Origin of the sequence: Vibrio sp. HS-50-1, from assembly GCF_024747315.1 — a bacterium.
Classification (GTDB): domain Bacteria; phylum Pseudomonadota; class Gammaproteobacteria; order Enterobacterales; family Vibrionaceae; genus Vibrio; species Vibrio diabolicus.
Map to the genome: position 1 here is coordinate 224,799 of NZ_JAMPZF010000048.1, position 16,903 is coordinate 241,701.

13 protein-coding genes are annotated in these 16,903 nt (G+C 45.2%); 4 read left to right on the top strand and 9 right to left on the bottom strand.

All coding sequences use genetic code 11. The features are described 5' to 3' along the window. Complete coding sequence (locus NDJ01_RS20390) at positions 1-1,068, bottom strand: ABC transporter substrate-binding protein (RefSeq protein ID WP_258587235.1); 1,068 nt, start codon at positions 1,066-1,068, stop codon at positions 1-3. 210 nt (positions 1,069-1,278) lie between these two features. Here NDJ01_RS20390 and NDJ01_RS20395 point away from each other — a divergent pair, with 210 nt between their 5' ends. Beyond that, positions 1,279-2,007, top strand: coding sequence for a UTRA domain-containing protein (locus tag NDJ01_RS20395; protein WP_258587236.1), 729 nt, complete (start codon positions 1,279-1,281; stop codon positions 2,005-2,007). A gap of 62 nt (positions 2,008-2,069) precedes the next feature. On the opposite strand, the gene NDJ01_RS20400 is transcribed toward NDJ01_RS20395, so the two are convergent. Then, positions 2,070-3,656, bottom strand: a complete 1,587-nt coding sequence (locus NDJ01_RS20400; RefSeq protein WP_005392697.1) for a BCCT family transporter — start codon at positions 3,654-3,656, stop codon at positions 2,070-2,072. A 304-nt stretch (positions 3,657-3,960) separates the two neighbouring features. On the opposite strand from NDJ01_RS20400, the gene NDJ01_RS20405 reads away from it, so the two are divergent. Then, on the top strand, positions 3,961-6,369 hold the full coding sequence (locus NDJ01_RS20405) for a glycoside hydrolase family 2 protein (RefSeq protein WP_258587237.1): 2,409 nt from the start codon (positions 3,961-3,963) through the stop codon (positions 6,367-6,369). 101 nt (positions 6,370-6,470) lie between these two features. Here NDJ01_RS20405 and NDJ01_RS20410 read toward each other — a convergent pair whose 3' ends face one another. After that, complete coding sequence (locus NDJ01_RS20410; RefSeq protein WP_046875806.1) at positions 6,471-6,725, bottom strand: hypothetical protein; 255 nt, start codon at positions 6,723-6,725, stop codon at positions 6,471-6,473. 168 nt (positions 6,726-6,893) lie between these two features. Here NDJ01_RS20410 and NDJ01_RS20415 point away from each other — a divergent pair, with 168 nt between their 5' ends. Continuing rightward, positions 6,894-7,253 (top strand): DUF6559 family protein, encoded by a 360-nt coding sequence (locus tag NDJ01_RS20415; protein ID WP_048624761.1) that lies wholly within the window; start codon positions 6,894-6,896, stop codon positions 7,251-7,253. Between the two features lie 78 nt (positions 7,254-7,331). Here NDJ01_RS20415 and tyrS read toward each other — a convergent pair whose 3' ends face one another. The 4 genes from tyrS to ppsA form a co-directional block, all read right to left on the bottom strand. Then, positions 7,332-8,591, bottom strand: coding sequence for a tyrosine--tRNA ligase (gene tyrS / locus NDJ01_RS20420; RefSeq protein WP_053808069.1), 1,260 nt, complete (start codon positions 8,589-8,591; stop codon positions 7,332-7,334). 82 nt (positions 8,592-8,673) lie between these two features. Beyond that, positions 8,674-9,480: a response regulator transcription factor gene (locus tag NDJ01_RS20425; protein ID WP_053808162.1), complete on the bottom strand. Its 807-nt coding sequence runs from the start codon at positions 9,478-9,480 to the stop codon at positions 8,674-8,676. A 193-nt stretch (positions 9,481-9,673) separates the two neighbouring features. Next, complete coding sequence (locus NDJ01_RS20430) at positions 9,674-10,453, bottom strand: hypothetical protein (RefSeq protein WP_047008052.1); 780 nt, start codon at positions 10,451-10,453, stop codon at positions 9,674-9,676. Between the two features lie 170 nt (positions 10,454-10,623). Continuing rightward, a complete protein-coding gene (gene ppsA / locus NDJ01_RS20435; protein ID WP_258587238.1) occupies positions 10,624-12,996 on the bottom strand; it encodes a phosphoenolpyruvate synthase in 2,373 nt (790 codons plus the stop codon). A gap of 251 nt (positions 12,997-13,247) precedes the next feature. Between ppsA and NDJ01_RS20440 the strand changes: the two genes are divergently transcribed. Further along, entirely contained in the window at positions 13,248-14,084 is an 837-nt protein-coding gene (locus NDJ01_RS20440) for a pyruvate, water dikinase regulatory protein (protein WP_005392709.1), read from the top strand. A 76-nt stretch (positions 14,085-14,160) separates the two neighbouring features. Here the strand turns inward: NDJ01_RS20440 and ansB are convergent, their stop codons facing one another. Both ansB and NDJ01_RS20450 read right to left on the bottom strand, forming a co-directional pair. Then, a complete protein-coding gene (gene ansB / locus NDJ01_RS20445) occupies positions 14,161-15,225 on the bottom strand; it encodes an L-asparaginase 2 (RefSeq protein ID WP_005392710.1) in 1,065 nt (354 codons plus the stop codon). A 370-nt stretch (positions 15,226-15,595) separates the two neighbouring features. After that, on the bottom strand, positions 15,596-16,852 hold the full coding sequence (locus NDJ01_RS20450; RefSeq protein ID WP_104973443.1) for an adenylosuccinate synthase: 1,257 nt from the start codon (positions 16,850-16,852) through the stop codon (positions 15,596-15,598). Between the last annotated feature and the right edge of the window lie 51 nt (positions 16,853-16,903).

The window sequence follows — 16,903 nt, forward strand, 5'->3', positions numbered from 1 at the left end:
TTATTGCTGGTGGATTAAGACACTTTCTTGCCATTGACGTGGCAGCTTACGTGCGGACTTTTCCCAAGCTGAGAAGTCAGTCACTGGGTGTACATTGCTGTATTGGTCATTAGCAATTAGCTTGTCTTGCACTGCTTGAGGCAGTGTGATGTTGGTGCGGATTGGACGCGCATAACCTTCTGCTAAGTTGATTTGCCCTTGATCGCTGAAGATGTATTCACGAGCAAGCTTTGCTCCATTAGGGTTCTTCGCGTATTTATTGATTATGGTTGTATAACCAGAAATCACAGAGCCATCTTGAGGAATGCTCACTGTAAAGCGGTCGCGGTCAATTTTGTCGCGGTAGTTCAATGCATTGAAGTCCCACATGATCGCCACTTCAACTTCGCCTTTTTCTAGGTTGGCGATGTTCGGATCGGTAAATGAAAGACGACCTTGCTTCGCGAGTTCAGAAAAGAATTTGAGCGCAGGCTTGAGGTTGGATTCGTCCCCACCGTTGGCGAACGCTGCGGCGAGAACCGCGTTGTTTGCCTGTGCTGCTACGCCTACGTCACCTACGGTCACTTTGTAGTCGCCTTTTAATAGGTCATCCCACGTTTTTGGCGCGTCTTTTACGAGGTTATTGTTGGAGATAAAAGAAATAGTGCCAGTGTAGGCAAGTGCCCAATGACCATCTTCGTCTTTTGCCCAATCTGGGATGTCATTCCAAGTTGTTGGTTTATATGGCTGAGTGACGCCTTTTTTTACCGCTACACGTGCAAAGGCAAAGCCTACGTCACCAATGTCTGCGGTCGCGTTTTTCTTCTCAGCTTCGAATTTTGCGATTTCTTGAGCCGAGCTCATATCCGTGTCTTGGTGCTTAAGGTTGTAATTTGACTTTAAATCAGCCCAAGTGTCTTTCCAGTTTGCCCAACTGTCAGGCATACCCACACTGTAAACCGCCCCTTCTTTTTGTGCTGCTGCTACCAACGATTCAATATCGGCTTCTTTCGCTACTGTTGGCGTAGCGAGTGTTACCGCAATGATTGCCGCTGGTGCGGTAATTGAACGACTTAGCAAAGTTTTCATTGTCTCCATCCTTCTGGACTAGGTCAGTAAGTTCGCTTTGTATGCTATGGATGGAATGTGACGATTTAGCGCAAGTAATTTGACAGTTTTGCTGATTTTATATGGCACTTATATTTCATACGTTCAGTATGTGTTCTGTTGATTAATGTCATATTTTTGTTACGTAAACGCCTTATGTTATTCGTCAAATTATCGTTGGACTAGATCAGAATGAGAGCGGCAGGCACCGGACAATTTGGTACCCAATTAGGAAAAATTAGAAGCAGCTTAAAACAGCAGATTCTTTCCGGCATCATGTCGGAAGGACAAAAACTGCCGTCAGAGAGAGAGCTCAGTGAGCTGTTTTCTACGACTCGAATCACTATCAAAGATGCGTTGGTGTCTTTGGAAACGGAAGGTCTTATTTATCGAGAAGAGCGCCGGGGTTGGTATGTATCTCCTGAGCGTATCTGTTACAACCCGTTGTCTCGTTCTCACTTCCATCAGATGATTCGAGAGCAGCATCGTATTGCAGAAACTAAGCTACTCAACGTGCGAAGTGAAATGGCCGCAGGTGAGTATGCCAAATCGTTAGAGGTTGAGCGAATTACCCCAATTTATGTGATTGAACGGTTACGTTTTATTGATGGGCGAGCGGTATTGTTTGTTGAGAACGTGCTCAAAGCGGCACTGTTTGAGGGTATATTGTCTGAGAACCTCACCATGTCACTGACGGGTATTTATCGTGAGAAGTATGGCTACGAGACAAAGCGCTCTCGTTTTGATGTGATTCCAACGTCAGCGCCTGCTCATGTCGCTAAGGCGTTGAACCTAGCTGAAGGACAACCCGTCCTGAAAATTCGTCGAGTAAACTACAAACAAGATGGCAAATTAATGGACTGCGAATTCGAGTATTGGCGTCCAGATGCAGTGATGATTCGCATTGATAGCGTAGGATAAAGCGCAGAATTAAAAAGAGCCCAATGAAGGGCTCTTTTTCGCATATTGGTTAGAGAGGCGGTTTAAACGAGGCCTTGCTCTTTTGCCATTTTACTTGCTATGCCAGGCGCTTTCCAAATGCTTGGCAGCAAAATGAAAGACACAGGTACGGCGGTAATTACAATGAAAGACTGCAATGCAGAAATACCACCAGAGCCCATTGAGATAAGCGCAATAGCGACAATACCCATCATCAAGCCCCAGAATGAGCGAATCACTGCGTTTGGTTCCGTAGAGCCCGTCATTACCACACTGATTGTGTAAGTCATCGAGTCACCTGTCGTCACGATAAATGTTGTCGTTAAGATCAGGAACAGAACCGAAATGATCATTGGGTAAGGTAATTCACCGGTAATCGCTAGCAGTGCTGCAGGCAAGTTAAAGCCTTCAAACGCAGATGAAATCAAGCCAGGGTTATCAAGCTCAAACGCAAGGCCACTGCCGCCAACAATACTAAACCAGAAGCAAGTAATCAGCGGTGCTGCGATGCTAATAGACATGATCAGCTGGCGAATTGTACGACCACGAGAGATACGAGCAATAAAGATCGCCATCATTGGGCCATAACCGATAAACCAACCCCAGAAGAATACTGTCCACCAGCTTAGCCAGCCCGTATCACCACGGTAAAGCGCCATTGGGAAGAAGTTATCTACCATGCGACCAACGCCTTGTACGTAGCCATCAACAATAAAGCTTGTCGGTCCAAAGAACAGGATGTAACCAATTAACAGCACAGACAAAATAATGTTGTAACGACTGACGATTTGAATACCTTTGCTCAAACCGCTTAGTGCGGAAAGGGTATACATCAGGATCGCTGCCATGATAACCATGCTTTGCGTTACGAACGTATCTGGCAGGCCAAACAATGAGTTTAGCGCGTAGCTAATTTGTAAACCTAAGAAGCCGATAGGGCCGATTGTTCCTGCTGCTACGGCAATAATGCTACATGCGTCAGCAACATCACCAATCCAGCCTTTAATGGCTTTATCGCCAAACACAGGGTAAAGCAGAGTACGCGGCTTAAGAGGCAGGCCTTTATCGTAATGCAAGTGCATTAAGACAATGGAAGATAAACCACCAAGGATCGCCCAAGCTAAGAAGCCCCAGTGCATAAAAGACTGAGATAGAGCATTGATTGCGGCAGTTTTCGGTGAAGCTTCACCGTATAAAGGTGGGGCAGTCACAAAGTGCGCGATAGGCTCAGCAGCGGCCCAGAACACACCACCACCTGCAAGTAGGGTACAGAGTACAATTGACAACCACTTAAAGTTATCAATATCAGGTTTCGCTAGACCACCTAGACGCACATAACCAGTGCGACCAAACGCAAGAGCCAAACCAATTAGGAAATTCAGAAGAAGCAGTACTTGCCAGTAAGCTCCGAAATATTTAGTAGCAAAGCCGAAGCCGGTGTTAACCATTGCGGTTAGAGAGTCGGTATTCGTTAGAGCAAGTAAAACGAATAGAGTGAGGAAGCTACCACTTAACCAAAAGACAGGATTGGTGAGTTCGAGGCGCTTGAGTAAAGATGGGGGATGAATAGCAGAATAGTCAGCATCCTGAATAGGCGCTGTGTGGGAGGCGGCATTCGTCATATTTGACATAATTACTTCGCTTTTTAGGGCTATGAAGCCGTGCATTTCCCCTCACATCGTTTCAACGAAAAGTGTGAGGATGTTCAAAAATCCGATGATGTTAACATGTCGAAGTTGCAAATATAACCTTAGATTTCGATTAATTTTTAACAGGTTAGCCAAGTTGCTGATTTTTGGGTAGAGATCAAAGGAAAGTGTTTTTACGTGAAGTGCACCGCATTTCGTATGTAAATAACATTTCCCTTGTTTTTGCATGGATTACTCAGGATTACATTGAGCAAACATGTTTCTTCTCCAAACTGAGGTTTACTCAATGGCTCACTTCGAACTTAATGGACAGTGGTTACTTACCTCGCCACAGCGTCCCGATATTGAAATTCCAATGTCTATTCCGGGCGATAATATTTCGGCGCTTTTACAAGCAGAGCGCATTCCGGATCCTTATTTTGCCGATAATGAAAACAAAGTTCGTTGGATTGAAGAGTGTGAGTGGCATATCTCGCGTGAGTTTGAAGTCGACGCGTTTACGTTGTCTGCCAAGCAAGTTTGGATGACGCTAACTCGTGTCGATACCTTGGCAACCTTCTATATTAATGGTGAGTTAGCACTAACTTGCAGCAACATGTTTACTCAACAAAGAGTTGATATCAAACCTTATTTAAAACAGGGCATAAATACTGTTCTTGTTCAATTCGCAAGAGTCGATATAGAAGGTGTGGAACGTGCTAAAAAATTGCCTTTCCCAATCCCTTCCGCAATGGGAAATAATCAAATTCCGCACATGAATTTGATCCGAAAAACGCAATGTCATTCCGGATGGGACTGGGGCATTTGCTTGATGGTATCGGGTATTTACGACCCCATTCAAATCGACATTGTGAATGAGCTTTGGCTCAAAGGCTTTTCGACAGAGCAGCAATGGCAAGCCGATGAGAGTGTGTTTCTTGATGTATTAGTTGAAGTGGAAACGGACAGTCAACGCCATGAAATGATGGTTGAATTTAATGGTGAGCGTCAATGTATTCAAATAAAAGGAAGTGGTCACTATCATTGCCAGTTCCACATTTCGGAACCTCAACGCTGGTGGCCATCGGGTTATGGCGAAGCTTATCTTTACCCCATTACCATTTCTTGCAGAGAGCAAAAGTTAACGCGCAACGTTGGTTTGCGTCAGTTAACCCTAAATAACCAAGCTGATGAACATGGCTCTGCGATGGAATTTATCGTCAATGGCGTACCAATTAATGCCAAAGGCGCCAACTGGATCCCTATTGACGCAATGCCGGGGCGAGAGTGCGAAACACGTTATCGCAACCTTTTGCAAAGTGCGGTTGACGCCAACATGAATATGATACGTGTGTGGGGTGGAGGTCAGTACGAGAGCGAGATCTTTTACAATCTGTGTGATGAGCTTGGCTTGTTAGTGTGGCAAGACATGATGTTCGCATGTTCACTGTATCCATCAAACGACGAGTTTTTAAAAGACGTAGAAGAAGAGCTTCGATACCAAATCCCGAGGCTTAAGGAGCACCCATCAATCGCACTTTGGTGTGGTGATAATGAAGTGATTGGAGCTATTGGTTGGTACGACGAATCTAAGCGCAGTAAAGTCAAATACACGGTTAACTACGATCGCCTCAACCGCATGATTGAACAGGTGATTACCGAGCAAGATAGCACTCGCCGTTTCTGGCCAAGTTCACCGTGTAATGGTGAACTGGATTTCGGTGATGCGTGGCATGATGATAGTAAAGGTGATATGCACTTTTGGGACGTTTGGCATTCAGGAAAATCATTCAGTGCCTACCTTGACGTGAATCCTCGCTTTTGCTCTGAGTTTGGTTTTCAATCTTGGCCATCTTTTGCTGAAGTTAAGCGGTTTGTCCCTGAGCAAGACTGGAATATTACATCCCCAACTTTCGAACAACATCAGAAGAACCCTCGTGGTAATAGTATTATCACAGAGATGTTCACGCGCTATTTCCGTTTTCCCTCTGGATTTGAGAGCATGCTGTATTTAAGTCAAGTTCAGCAGGCAATCGCGATCAAAACTGCATGCGATCATTGGCGTGCCATTTCTCCAGTTTGTCGCGGCACGCTGTACTGGCAACTCAACGACAATTGGCCTGTCAGTTCTTGGTCTAGCTTGGAATACAGTGGTCGTTGGAAGCAGTTACACTACCATGCAAAACGCTTTTTTGCGCCGCAGTATTTGGTATTTTCCGAGCATACAGGCAAGTTGAGCCTGCATTTGCTCAATGATGCCAAAGAGCCCGCAAGCGTCAACGCACTGCTTAAGTGGGTAGATTGGCAAGGGGAAGAAAAGCAATGTTGGAGCTTAGAACAAACAGCCATAGCAGACAGCAATACGATTTTGTGGCAATTGGATGAATCGGTTGAGAAGGATGAACTTACGTCAGGCTTCCTCTATGTTGAAGCGCAAATCGGTGAAGACAGAATAAGCAACACATGGTTTAGTACTCACGAGCTAAAAACCTTGCCGATAGCGAAAGCCAATATTGATGTCTCGATTGAGGGTAGCCAAATTACATTGGTTGCGGATAAGCCTGCGTTTTTTGTTCATTTGGAAAGTGATGTTGATGGAAGGTTCGGTGACTCCAGTTTTACTCTGCTGACCAACGTTCCAATGACGGTTGAGTATTTAGGTGATGATGTTTTAGGCATGCAACAATCGTTGAGGGTATACCACCTTAATGATTAAAACGGGCATAGAACATCTATATGCTGATATCTGGGAAGGGGGCCTTTGCTCCCTTTTTAGTTATTAAGTATCCGTTATTAAGCTCAGGTTGAGACAGAAGGTTATTTAAGTTTCTGATGAATACGGTAGCCAACAACAAAACCTATGTAGAATAGCGCTGCGAGAGTAAGCATTGCCGTCGCGTACGCCAGTAGGCTGTTTAACCCTAAACCAAAAGCCAGAGTGAAGGCGATACCATGAATGGCTTCCGCAGGGATTCGGTACCAAGCAGCGTGGACGGAAGATCCGAAGAGGATAAAGGTACTAAGTAAGACAATCGTGCCGCCTATAAAGCCGACCCATCTGCTGTTGTTCATGTTGTAATCTCAGGTGTTACCGAGGTAACGTAACAAAATATTTCAGAGTCTGTATTATACAACCGATCATCGCGAAAAGCGCTAGAGAAATTTCGCGGATAAAACAGAGTGTTTTAATTCGAACAAAAGAATACGACCATAGCCAACTTAATACAGGAATAACAAAACATGTTGAGATTTATACAACGTCGCCGCATTAAGAAAGTGATTAAGCTAATGAGTACCAGATTGGTGGTGGGATACGGCAGTCGTGAGTACTTTTCCGTCGGTCAGGTAAAGACGAGCACCAGTGAGTTAAGCACGTGCCAACAAAAAATTGCGTTGGCGTTGTACGCGAATCCGCAAGATCTTGATTTGGAAAATCAACCAGAGTTGCAAGCCATCCGCTCTGATGTGGCGAATGACTTCTTTTCTGGTGCCGATTATACCGCTCAAGATGTGCTTAATTTATTCGGTGCTGGTGGCTGGAAAGGCGGCCGAATGGAAGATGGAATGTCTCATCATTTTGGTATGCACAGCCGATACTAGAGCGAGCTAACCTTATAAAGTCTTGTCAGTTAACTCGCTATATCACTTTGCCTTGTGAGGTGTCACTCCGATGCTTTGTTAAGCGGCACGCTTTACGAGGCAGAAGTGCTTTTTACCGCGTTGCAGTAACCAATATTGATCGAATAGTGGGAAGCTCAAACTCGGGTTATCAGCCGACACTTTTTCACCGTTTACACTGATGGCGTTGTTGCTGATGTGTTCGCGCGCAACACGTTTCGAGCTTGCTAAGCCCGACTCAATCAATAGCTCAACCAAATCTTGTTGTGTGCTCTCAATGCTTGGTAAACCATCTAACTCCAACTGTTTTAATTCACCCAAACTCAGTTGTTGCACATTACCGCTGAACAGTGCTTGAGTGATGCGCTCGGCACTAGATAGGCCGTCTTCGCCATGCACAAATCGCGTCATTTCTTCAGCGAGAATACGTTGTGCTTGTGGCTTGCCTTGGCTTACTTGGTCTTGCGCTTCAATGCTGGCAATTTCTTCGCAGCTCAAGAACGTGTAGTAACGCAAGAAGTGGTAAACGTCGGCGTCTTCTGCGCCAAGCCAGAACTGGTAGAAGGCGTAAGGTGAGGTTTTGCTAGGGTCTAGCCACACTGCGCCGCCTTCGGTTTTGCCAAATTTGGTGCCATCGGATTTGGTGATCAGCGGCAGAGTTAAGCCAAATACTTGCTCACCATTTTGGCGACGAGTTAAATCGATCCCGCTGACGATGTTTCCCCATTGGTCATTGCCACCGATTTGCAGACGGCAACCGTATTGACGGTTTAGCTCGGCAAAATCGTACGATTGCAGCAGAGCGTAGCTAAATTCGGTGAAGGAGATACCTTGGTCAGGTCGTTGCAGGCGTTGTTTTACCGATTCTCGGTTGATCATAGTATTGATCGAGAAGTGCTTACCTACATCGCGGAAGAAGTCGATCACATTGATCGCTTTCATCCAGTCAGCGTTGTTTACCATGATCATCGGCTTGGTCAGTTGGTGATTCATCAACTGCTGAATTTGATTAGAAAGATCGTTAACCCAACCTGAGACGATTTCTGAAGAATTCAGACTGCGCTCGGTCGCTTTAAAGCTTGGGTCGCCAATCATGCCCGTTGCGCCGCCAATCAAGGCTATAGCCTGGTGTCCGGCATCTTGAAAGCGCTTAAGCATAATCAAAGGCACGAGGTGGCCGATGTGCAAGCTGCCTGCTGTAGGATCGAAGCCGCAGTAAACGGTTTGTGGATGTGAGAGAAGTGTCTGAATTTCTTCCAAATCGCTGGCTTGTGCAATCAAGCCACGATCTTGTAAATCTTGCAGTAATGGTGTCGTCATTCTTTTTGTCTGTCTTAGTGGTAGTTGTATTCAGACTAAAACGCGACACCTTTTGCCGATATATCCCTTAAGGGACAGTTTTTTATCTTGAATGGAGAATAAGGTGATTGAGGAAAAGCTGGAATAACTCACTCAATGAAGACACATTTAACTGCGAGTAAATGCGTTTTCGATGATTTTTGACCGTGCCTTGCACTAAGTGTAACCGCGCGGCAATTTCTTTGGTGTCAAACCCTTGAGCGAGAAGTGAAGCCACCTCTTGCTCGCGACGAGTGAGTGATTCTACGCCAAATGTTGCTAAAGCTTGCTCAATGGCTAATCGCATACTGCCAGAATAAGCACTCTGGGCAAAAACAGGCTCAGAAAAGGTAAACTCCGTTTGTTTCCAATGCTGCTGACAAAGCGATTGAATTATCGGGAAGTAGGGCTTTAATTTATTGATTTGCTGTTGAGAAAAGTATTTTCCATCAGTCATATATCCGAAGTACAGCATTACCCAACGGCCAGGTTCGACTTCGACTAGCATGCTCAGTTCGTCTTTCCACCCTGTCTGATGGTAGAACTGCTCGCAGTATGAGGTGAAGTCAACGCCTTTACGCGCCACGTCTTTGAGCGTAAATATGCCTTGTTGCTTTGTCTCGTTTAGTTTGAGAAAAAAAGGGTCATTTTGAAATGAGTCAGTAAGGTAGCGTTGAAAAAGTAACTCTCGCTCGTTCTCAATTGAGTCGTAGAGATAAATAGGATGTTTACCTTCTCGGTAACCTAAAATAACTGCGCAATCAAAATGAAAAAGAGTGCGAATGACACGCATAAGTTTAGGAGTAAAGTTAGGCGTGTTAAGAGCAGAAATTGCTTCTGCTAGCAGATTATTAAAGTTATTGTCAGGCATGGGATACCGAATTGCAGGTGGTTTTGCGCAAGCATAACCAAAAGCAATCCAACGAGAAAGGGAAGTCGCCATCTTCTGGTGACTTCCATAGAGAAAGTTGCGTAAGTGCTCAGTTTTGAGGAATCATATCCCCGTTAACTTATTGATAAGGGTGCATAACAACGGTTTTATTTAAGCGATTAGTTGCTATGCATTACTGCGAGTTAGTGAGCTCTTCGTTAACCCAATATTTAGAACCAGACACGTTAGCATCGATGAGTAAACCTTTAGCGTTCAACTGATAGACGGCGACGCCGCTGTTAAATTGTTTTGAAAGTTGCTCTGAATCTTCGCCCGCAACAGCAGAGGCTTCACTTGTGGCCTCCCATCCTTCGTTGACGAACGTATGAAAATCTTCTTTGCTCTCAAACAGAACCACTTGTTGGTAAAATTTGCCGCCAGCCCCAAGTGCAACGCCCAAACCAAACATATTCATATAAGTGCGTTCTTCTGTTTCCTTATTCACTGCGACTCCTGACCCTGAGTTGGTGTGAAACAGCAAAGATAATTTACGAGAATCAAAGACCGCGTAGCCGTACGCGTTGTCGTAAATAGCTTTTGCCTCCGGCTTTTCATTAAATAACTTGAGCAAAGCGCTATCTGCCATTAAGTCCACGGCTTGGCGAGCTTCTTCTGGCGTATCGCCTTCCATCAGCTCATCAATTTTTTTGTCGGCAGCATCTATCCATTCTTTGCTTTTCTCGATGCTGGCTTCTGTCCATTCGCCTGCGGTATTGATCGCTTCCTCGGACCAATTCGTGAAATCTTGCCACGCTTGTTTTGAAAACGCTTTGGTATCGTCCCAAGCATCTTGCGCAGTATCAGAAACCGCTTCGCCTAGCTCAGACATTTTGTTGGAAATATCATCCCAATCTGCGTAAGCGGGAGATGCTAGGAGCATCAATGTGGTAATGAGTGCGATAGACTTTTTCATCAAATTCTCTCTGGAGTTGTCGATACATCATTCATTCTAGGTCATCAGACTTTGATAATGAAATTGACTAAATGGCGATCTTGAGAGAGGAATCACGAACTGATTGCGAAATGACGTATGAATAACAAAGCCCTCACAAGGGGAGTGTGAGGGCTTGAGTTTTTAGCGCGTTACTTGCTGCTAACTTTACCGAGCTGTAACCAAGTATCGATAACGGTGTCTGGGTTTAGTGAAACAGAGCTGATGCCTTGATCCATTAGCCATTCCGCTAAGTCGTCGTGGTCTGATGGGCCTTGACCACAAATACCAACGTATTTGCCTGCTTTTGTTGCCGCATCAATCGCCATCTGAAGCATCACCTTAACCGCTGGGTTACGCTCATCAAATAGATGTGCGACATCGCCAGAGTCACGGTCAAGACCAAGCGTTAGCTGAGTCATGTCGTTTGAGCCAATCGAGAAGCCGTCAAAGTACTTCAAGAACTCATCGGCAAGGACCGCGTTGGATGGCAGTTCGCACATCATGATGACTTTAAGACCCTGATCACCACGGCGCAGATCAAACTTCGCTAGCAAATCAATCACTGATGCTGCTTCGCTTGGTGTACGCACAAATGGGATCATGATTTCAACGTTTTTCAGACCCATTTCGTTACGAACGCGTTTGATTGCTTGAGTTTCTAGCTCGAAGCAGTCTTCAAACACTGGAGAAATGTAACGAGACGCGCCACGGAAGCCAAGCATTGGGTTTTCTTCATGCGGTTCGTATGCTTTACCGCCAACCAAGTTGCTGTATTCGTTAGACTTAAAGTCAGACATACGAACAATAACGCGTTTCGGCCAAAATGCCGCAGCAATGGTTGCGATACCTTCTGTCAGTTTGCTTACGTAGAAATCGATAGGATCTTTGTAACCACGAATACGCTGAGTGATTTCTGCTTTTAGCTCATCGCTTTGTGCATCAAAGTTAAGTAATGCTTTCGGATGGATACCAATCATCTTATTGATGATGAATTCAAGACGCGCAAGACCAACACCTTCATTTGGAATTTGTGCGAAGTCAAACGCGCGATCAGGGTTACCCACGTTCATCATCACTTTTGTTGGTAGCAGCGGCAGTTCATCAACAGAAGAGCGTTTTACATCAAACTCAAGTTCACCTTGGTAAACGTAGCCCGTTTCACCTTCTGAACAAGATACGGTCACGGTTGCACCATCGGTTAACTTGCTTGTCGCATCGCCACAGCCAACGATTGCAGGAATACCAAGCTCACGAGCGATGATGGCAGCGTGACACGTACGGCCACCACGGTTGGTTACGATTGCAGATGCTTTTTTCATCACTGGTTCCCAGTCTGGGTCAGTCATGTCTGTAACTAGCACGTCACCTTCTTGGACTAAAGACATTTGGTCCAGAGAGTCAACCAAGCGAACCACGCCTTTACCGATGCGCTGACCGATTGCACGACCTTCAATCAAAACATCTGCTTTGTTCTGTAGTTCGTAGCGCTCAATCACGTTTTGTTCCGTTTGTGAACATACGGTTTCAGGACGCGCTTGAACAATGTACAGCTTGCCGTCGATGCCATCTTTTGCCCACTCAATGTCCATTGGACGCTGGTAGTGCTTCTCGATGATCATCGCTTGTTTGGCGAGCTCTTTGATCTCTTCGTCGTTCAGTGAGAACGTGTTGCGCTCTTCATCAGAAGTATCAACGATATCAACTTGTTTGCCGATCTCTTGGTTGTCAGAGTAGATCATTTTGATCAACTTAGAACCAAATGTTTTCTTAACGATCGGGTGCTCACCTGCTTCAAGCATTGGCTTATGAACGTAGAATTCATCAGGGTTTACTGCGCCTTGAACGACCATTTCACCTAGGCCCCATGAAGAGGTGATGAAGACAACTTGGTCGAAACCAGACTCAGTATCAAGCGTAAACATTACACCCGAAGAGGCTTTGTCTGAACGCACCATACGTTGGATACCCGCAGATAGCGAGATACCACGGTGGTCGAAACCTTGGTGTACACGGTAAGAGATCGCACGGTCGTTAAATAGAGAAGCGTAAACGTGCTTAGTTGCTTCTAGTACTGCATCGATGCCTTTCACGTTCAAAAACGTTTCTTGCTGACCAGCAAAAGAAGCATCAGGCAGGTCTTCTGCCGTAGCAGACGAACGAACTGCGACTGAAAGCTCAGGGTTGCCTTCAATCAGTTCTTGGTAGTTTTCACGGATTTCTTGTTCAAGGTCCGCAGGGAAAGGGGCCTCTAATACCCATTGACGGATGGTTGCACCTGTCTTACGCAGAGCTTCCACATCCTCAACGTCTAGTTCATCAAGTAATTGGTGAATACGCTCATCCAAACCTTCGTGGTCAAGGAATTGGTTAAACGCGTATGAGGTTGTCGCAAAACCATTTGGTACAGAAACGCCTGCGTTCGCTAGGTTAGAAACCATTTCGCCAAGTGAAGCATTCTTACCGCCGACTTTGTCGACATCATCCATGGATAGGCCATTGAACCAGAGGGTGTTCTTTTGCATGTCTTTCTCCAGAAACATTGCAGCTTAGTAGGGGGACTTAAATCGCTCTAAACAATCGCATGTTGGCTGTTATTACACGTTGACCATACATTGCTTCATTTAGATTGATATCAAAGGCAAACGATTACGTTCTGGCTGAAAAAAATTCAAAAGAATTTTTAAAGCTGTGGTGAACCTAACTGAAAGCCAAACTGATTTATTAATATTATGTTTACCATCCTACTCAAAAGATTTTGAAAAATTAAACAGAAATGCAAATAAATAACCAAAGTCGTGATGTGTTCTATGTTTCTGACGGTACGGCGATAACATGTGAGACATTAGGGCATGTTGTTCTCGGTCAATTTCCGTTCATTCCTAACGAAAAAACCTTTCCGTTCGTAGAAAGCCAGGACAAAGTTGCTGACGTTGTAAAAGAAATTGAAACTTCCTACCAACGCAATGGCGTCAAACCTCTGGTGTTTTTCTCTATCGTGGTGCCAGACGTACGTGAAATGCTGCTGGAAGCGCCTGCATACAGCTACGATGTGTTGGAAAGCATTGTACAGAAAGTGCAAGATGACATTCAGATGGCGCCAAAACCCAAGTTGCAACGTTCTCGCAGTGTGGGGAAAGATTCCGATACCTATTTCGACCGTATCGCGGCCATTGAATATACATTGGCGCATGATGATGGCATCACGCTAAAAGGGTTGGAACAAGCCGATATTATCCTGCTGGGAGTATCGCGCAGCGGAAAAACGCCGACTAGCTTGTATATGGCGATGCAATTTGGTTTACGTGTTGTGAACTATCCGTTCATTGCGGAAGATGTGAAGATGATGCGTTTGTTGCCTGAGTTTGAGATCCATCGTCATAAATTATTCGGGCTTACTATCGACCCTGAACGTTTGACTGAAATCCGTGAGAATCGTTTGTCTGGAAGTGATTACGCCAGTACTGAGCAGTGTAAGTTGGAGCTAGACACCGTAGAGGCGTTGTTTAGAAGAGAGGCGATCCCATACATCAATACGTCCTCTCTGTCTGTTGAGGAAATTACTACGCGTATTCTGGAAAAAGCAGGAATGAAGCGTCGCTTGTTTGGCTAACAAGACAAGCTCATGTCGCTATGTGTAAGAGGAGGTAAGGTGTGTACCTCCTCTATCGAATGAACCTTAGACAGAATTAATAGTATTGGAACATCTTTTGGATGTCTTGATAGTTTTTGGTCTGAGTCAGTGACAGCATCAGTAAGATACGTGCTTTTTGTGGGTTTAGTGTGCCTGAGGCAACAAAGCCATATTTGTCGTCATCAATTTCAGCATCCAAAGTGGTTGAGCCGGTTGGTGTGCGAGAGCTTCTTACAACAACAACGCCATCTTTGCTCGCTTTTTCTAGCTCATCAAAGACCGTGTGGTACAAGTTACCATTACCCACACCAGCACTTACAATACCGTCAAACTTGGCATCAACAAAAGCTTTGACTGGTAAGCTCGACGCATTTGCATAGTTATAAACAATGCCTACTTTAGGTAGTGTGTTAAGTTTTGATACATCGAATGGGGTTTCTGTGGTGTGTTTACGCTCTGGGCTTCGTTGATATTTGGCATCGCTATTATGAATGTAACCGATAGGGCCAAAGTTAGGTGACTGGAAAGTACTGACGGAAGTGGTGCTTGTTTTAGTTACGTCTCGCGCATCGAATATAGTGTCATTCATCGCGACTAACACGCCGCGCCCTTCAGAGTCTTCATCGGTTGCTGTCACGACGGCGTTGTATAAATTAACTGGGCCATCAGCACTCATTGCGGTGGAAGGACGCATTGCACCGACGATCACAACTGGCTTTTTGCTCTTGACGGTCAGATCAAGGAAGTAAGCGGTTTCTTCTAATGTATCGGTACCATGAGTAATGACGATACCGTCAACATCATCTTGAGCGAGCAGTTCGTTGACGCGTTTGGCTAATTTAAGCCATACCTCATCATTCATATCTTGTGAACCAATACTGACCACTTGCTCTCCGGAAATATCGGCAATGTTGGTCATGCTAGGTACCGCAGAAATCAATGATTCGACACCGACTTTACCTGCGGTGTAGTTTGACTCTGTCGCAGATTGACCTGCGCCTGCTATGGTGCCGCCAGTGGCAAGGATTTTAATGTTCGGAAGATCGGATTGCGCAAAAGAGAACGAACTGATGCATAAACCGAGAGTTATCGTACTGAGGCGGAAAAGATTTTTCGTCATAGGAATCACCTGCTGTTAGGTTGGATGTTGGGGAACTCATCTATCCTAAAAACAGCGGGTTAGATTTTTTGAGTACTAGTTCAATAAATTGCAGATGAAGATCGTGATCAAGCAATCAGTTAAAGAACATTAATTCAAACAATTAACTTAAATAACGTGCTTCTTTAACAAGTGAGATGTACTAATAACGTGCACAATGCGTTATATGCTCTAATCTATTGATTGATAAATAAAGAGGGAAGGGAGGCGCGATTAGGTTACTAAACACGAATTGAGAAGTGCAATTTCTTCAAAGTTTACAGTGTAAAAAAAAGCGGCTTTACCCCGGAACAGATAAAAGCCGCTTGCCAATGATGTGTTAATTCACATCTTATCGCATAATCATTTGTTCACGACCAGGACCAACAGAGACCATTTTTACTGGTACGCCCATCAGTTCTTCAATGCGTAGAACGTATTTCTGTGCTGCTACTGGTAGCTCTTCAAACTTACGACAACCTGTGATGTCCTCGCTCCAGCTTTCCATCTTCTCGTAGATTGGCGCAAGAGATGCAGTTTGAGGCCAGATTGGGTTTTCGCTGTGGTCGCCTTCGTAGCCAACACAGATTTTCAGATCGTTAAGGCCAGTCAAACAGTCTACTTTCGTTAGTGCAATTTCAGTTGCGGCTTGCAGTTCAACGCCATTCTTCGTAGCGACTGCGTCGAAGTAACCCATATCGCGCGGACGACCTGTAGTTGCACCGAACTCGCCTGCAAGTTCTCGGAAAGCATCTTGCTCTTCCATTGCAGTGATCAACGTACCAGTACCTACTGATGAGCTGAATGCTTTTGCAACCGCAATAACGCGTTCAGGACGAAGTGCTGGAAGACCACTGCCGATACCCGCGTACATTGATACAACGTTAGAAGATGTTGTCCAAGGGTACTCACCGTAAACAAGGTCACGACCCGCGCCAAGCTGTGCTTCGAACAACAGTGTTTTGTCTTTTGCTTGTAGCTCTTTTAGAGGAAGCGTTACGTTGCAAATTGAATCGCGCCAAGGTGCAGACACTTCTAGCAACCAGTTCGCCATTTCTTCAGCGGTTTGTTCGAACTCGAACGTCGGGTAAAGCGCACGCAGTTGTGGCAGTTTCCAATCCATCATGAATTGAAGGCGTTCAACCAATACTTCTGGTTGCTTCAACCAACCAACAAGAATGCCTTTCTTCATTACGCGGTCACCGTACGCAGGTGCAATACCTTGACGAGTTGAACCGTATGCTTTGTCGCCTAAACGCTGTTCTTCTAGCGTATCTTCTAGTGCGTGTAGAGGTAGACACAGTGTCGCGCGATCAGAGATGCACATATTCACTTTTACGCCCGCTTCTTCAACTTCCGCAATCTCCTGAGACAGCAACGCAGGGCTGATAACCATACCCGGACCTAACACTGCCAAACAGTCAGGGTTGAATACGCCACTTGGAAGCTGGTGCAGCTTGAACGTACCTAGGTCGTTAACCACGGTGTGACCCGCGTTGTTACCACCTTGGAAACGAATGCTCGCAGAAGCTTGCTCTGCCAAAAAGTCAACGATGCGGCCTTTGCCTTCATCACCCCAGTTTGCACCCACAACAACGATAGACGACATAATTTAATCTCCAAAAACAGATGCAAAAATCTTAAGGTGTTCGCCATAATA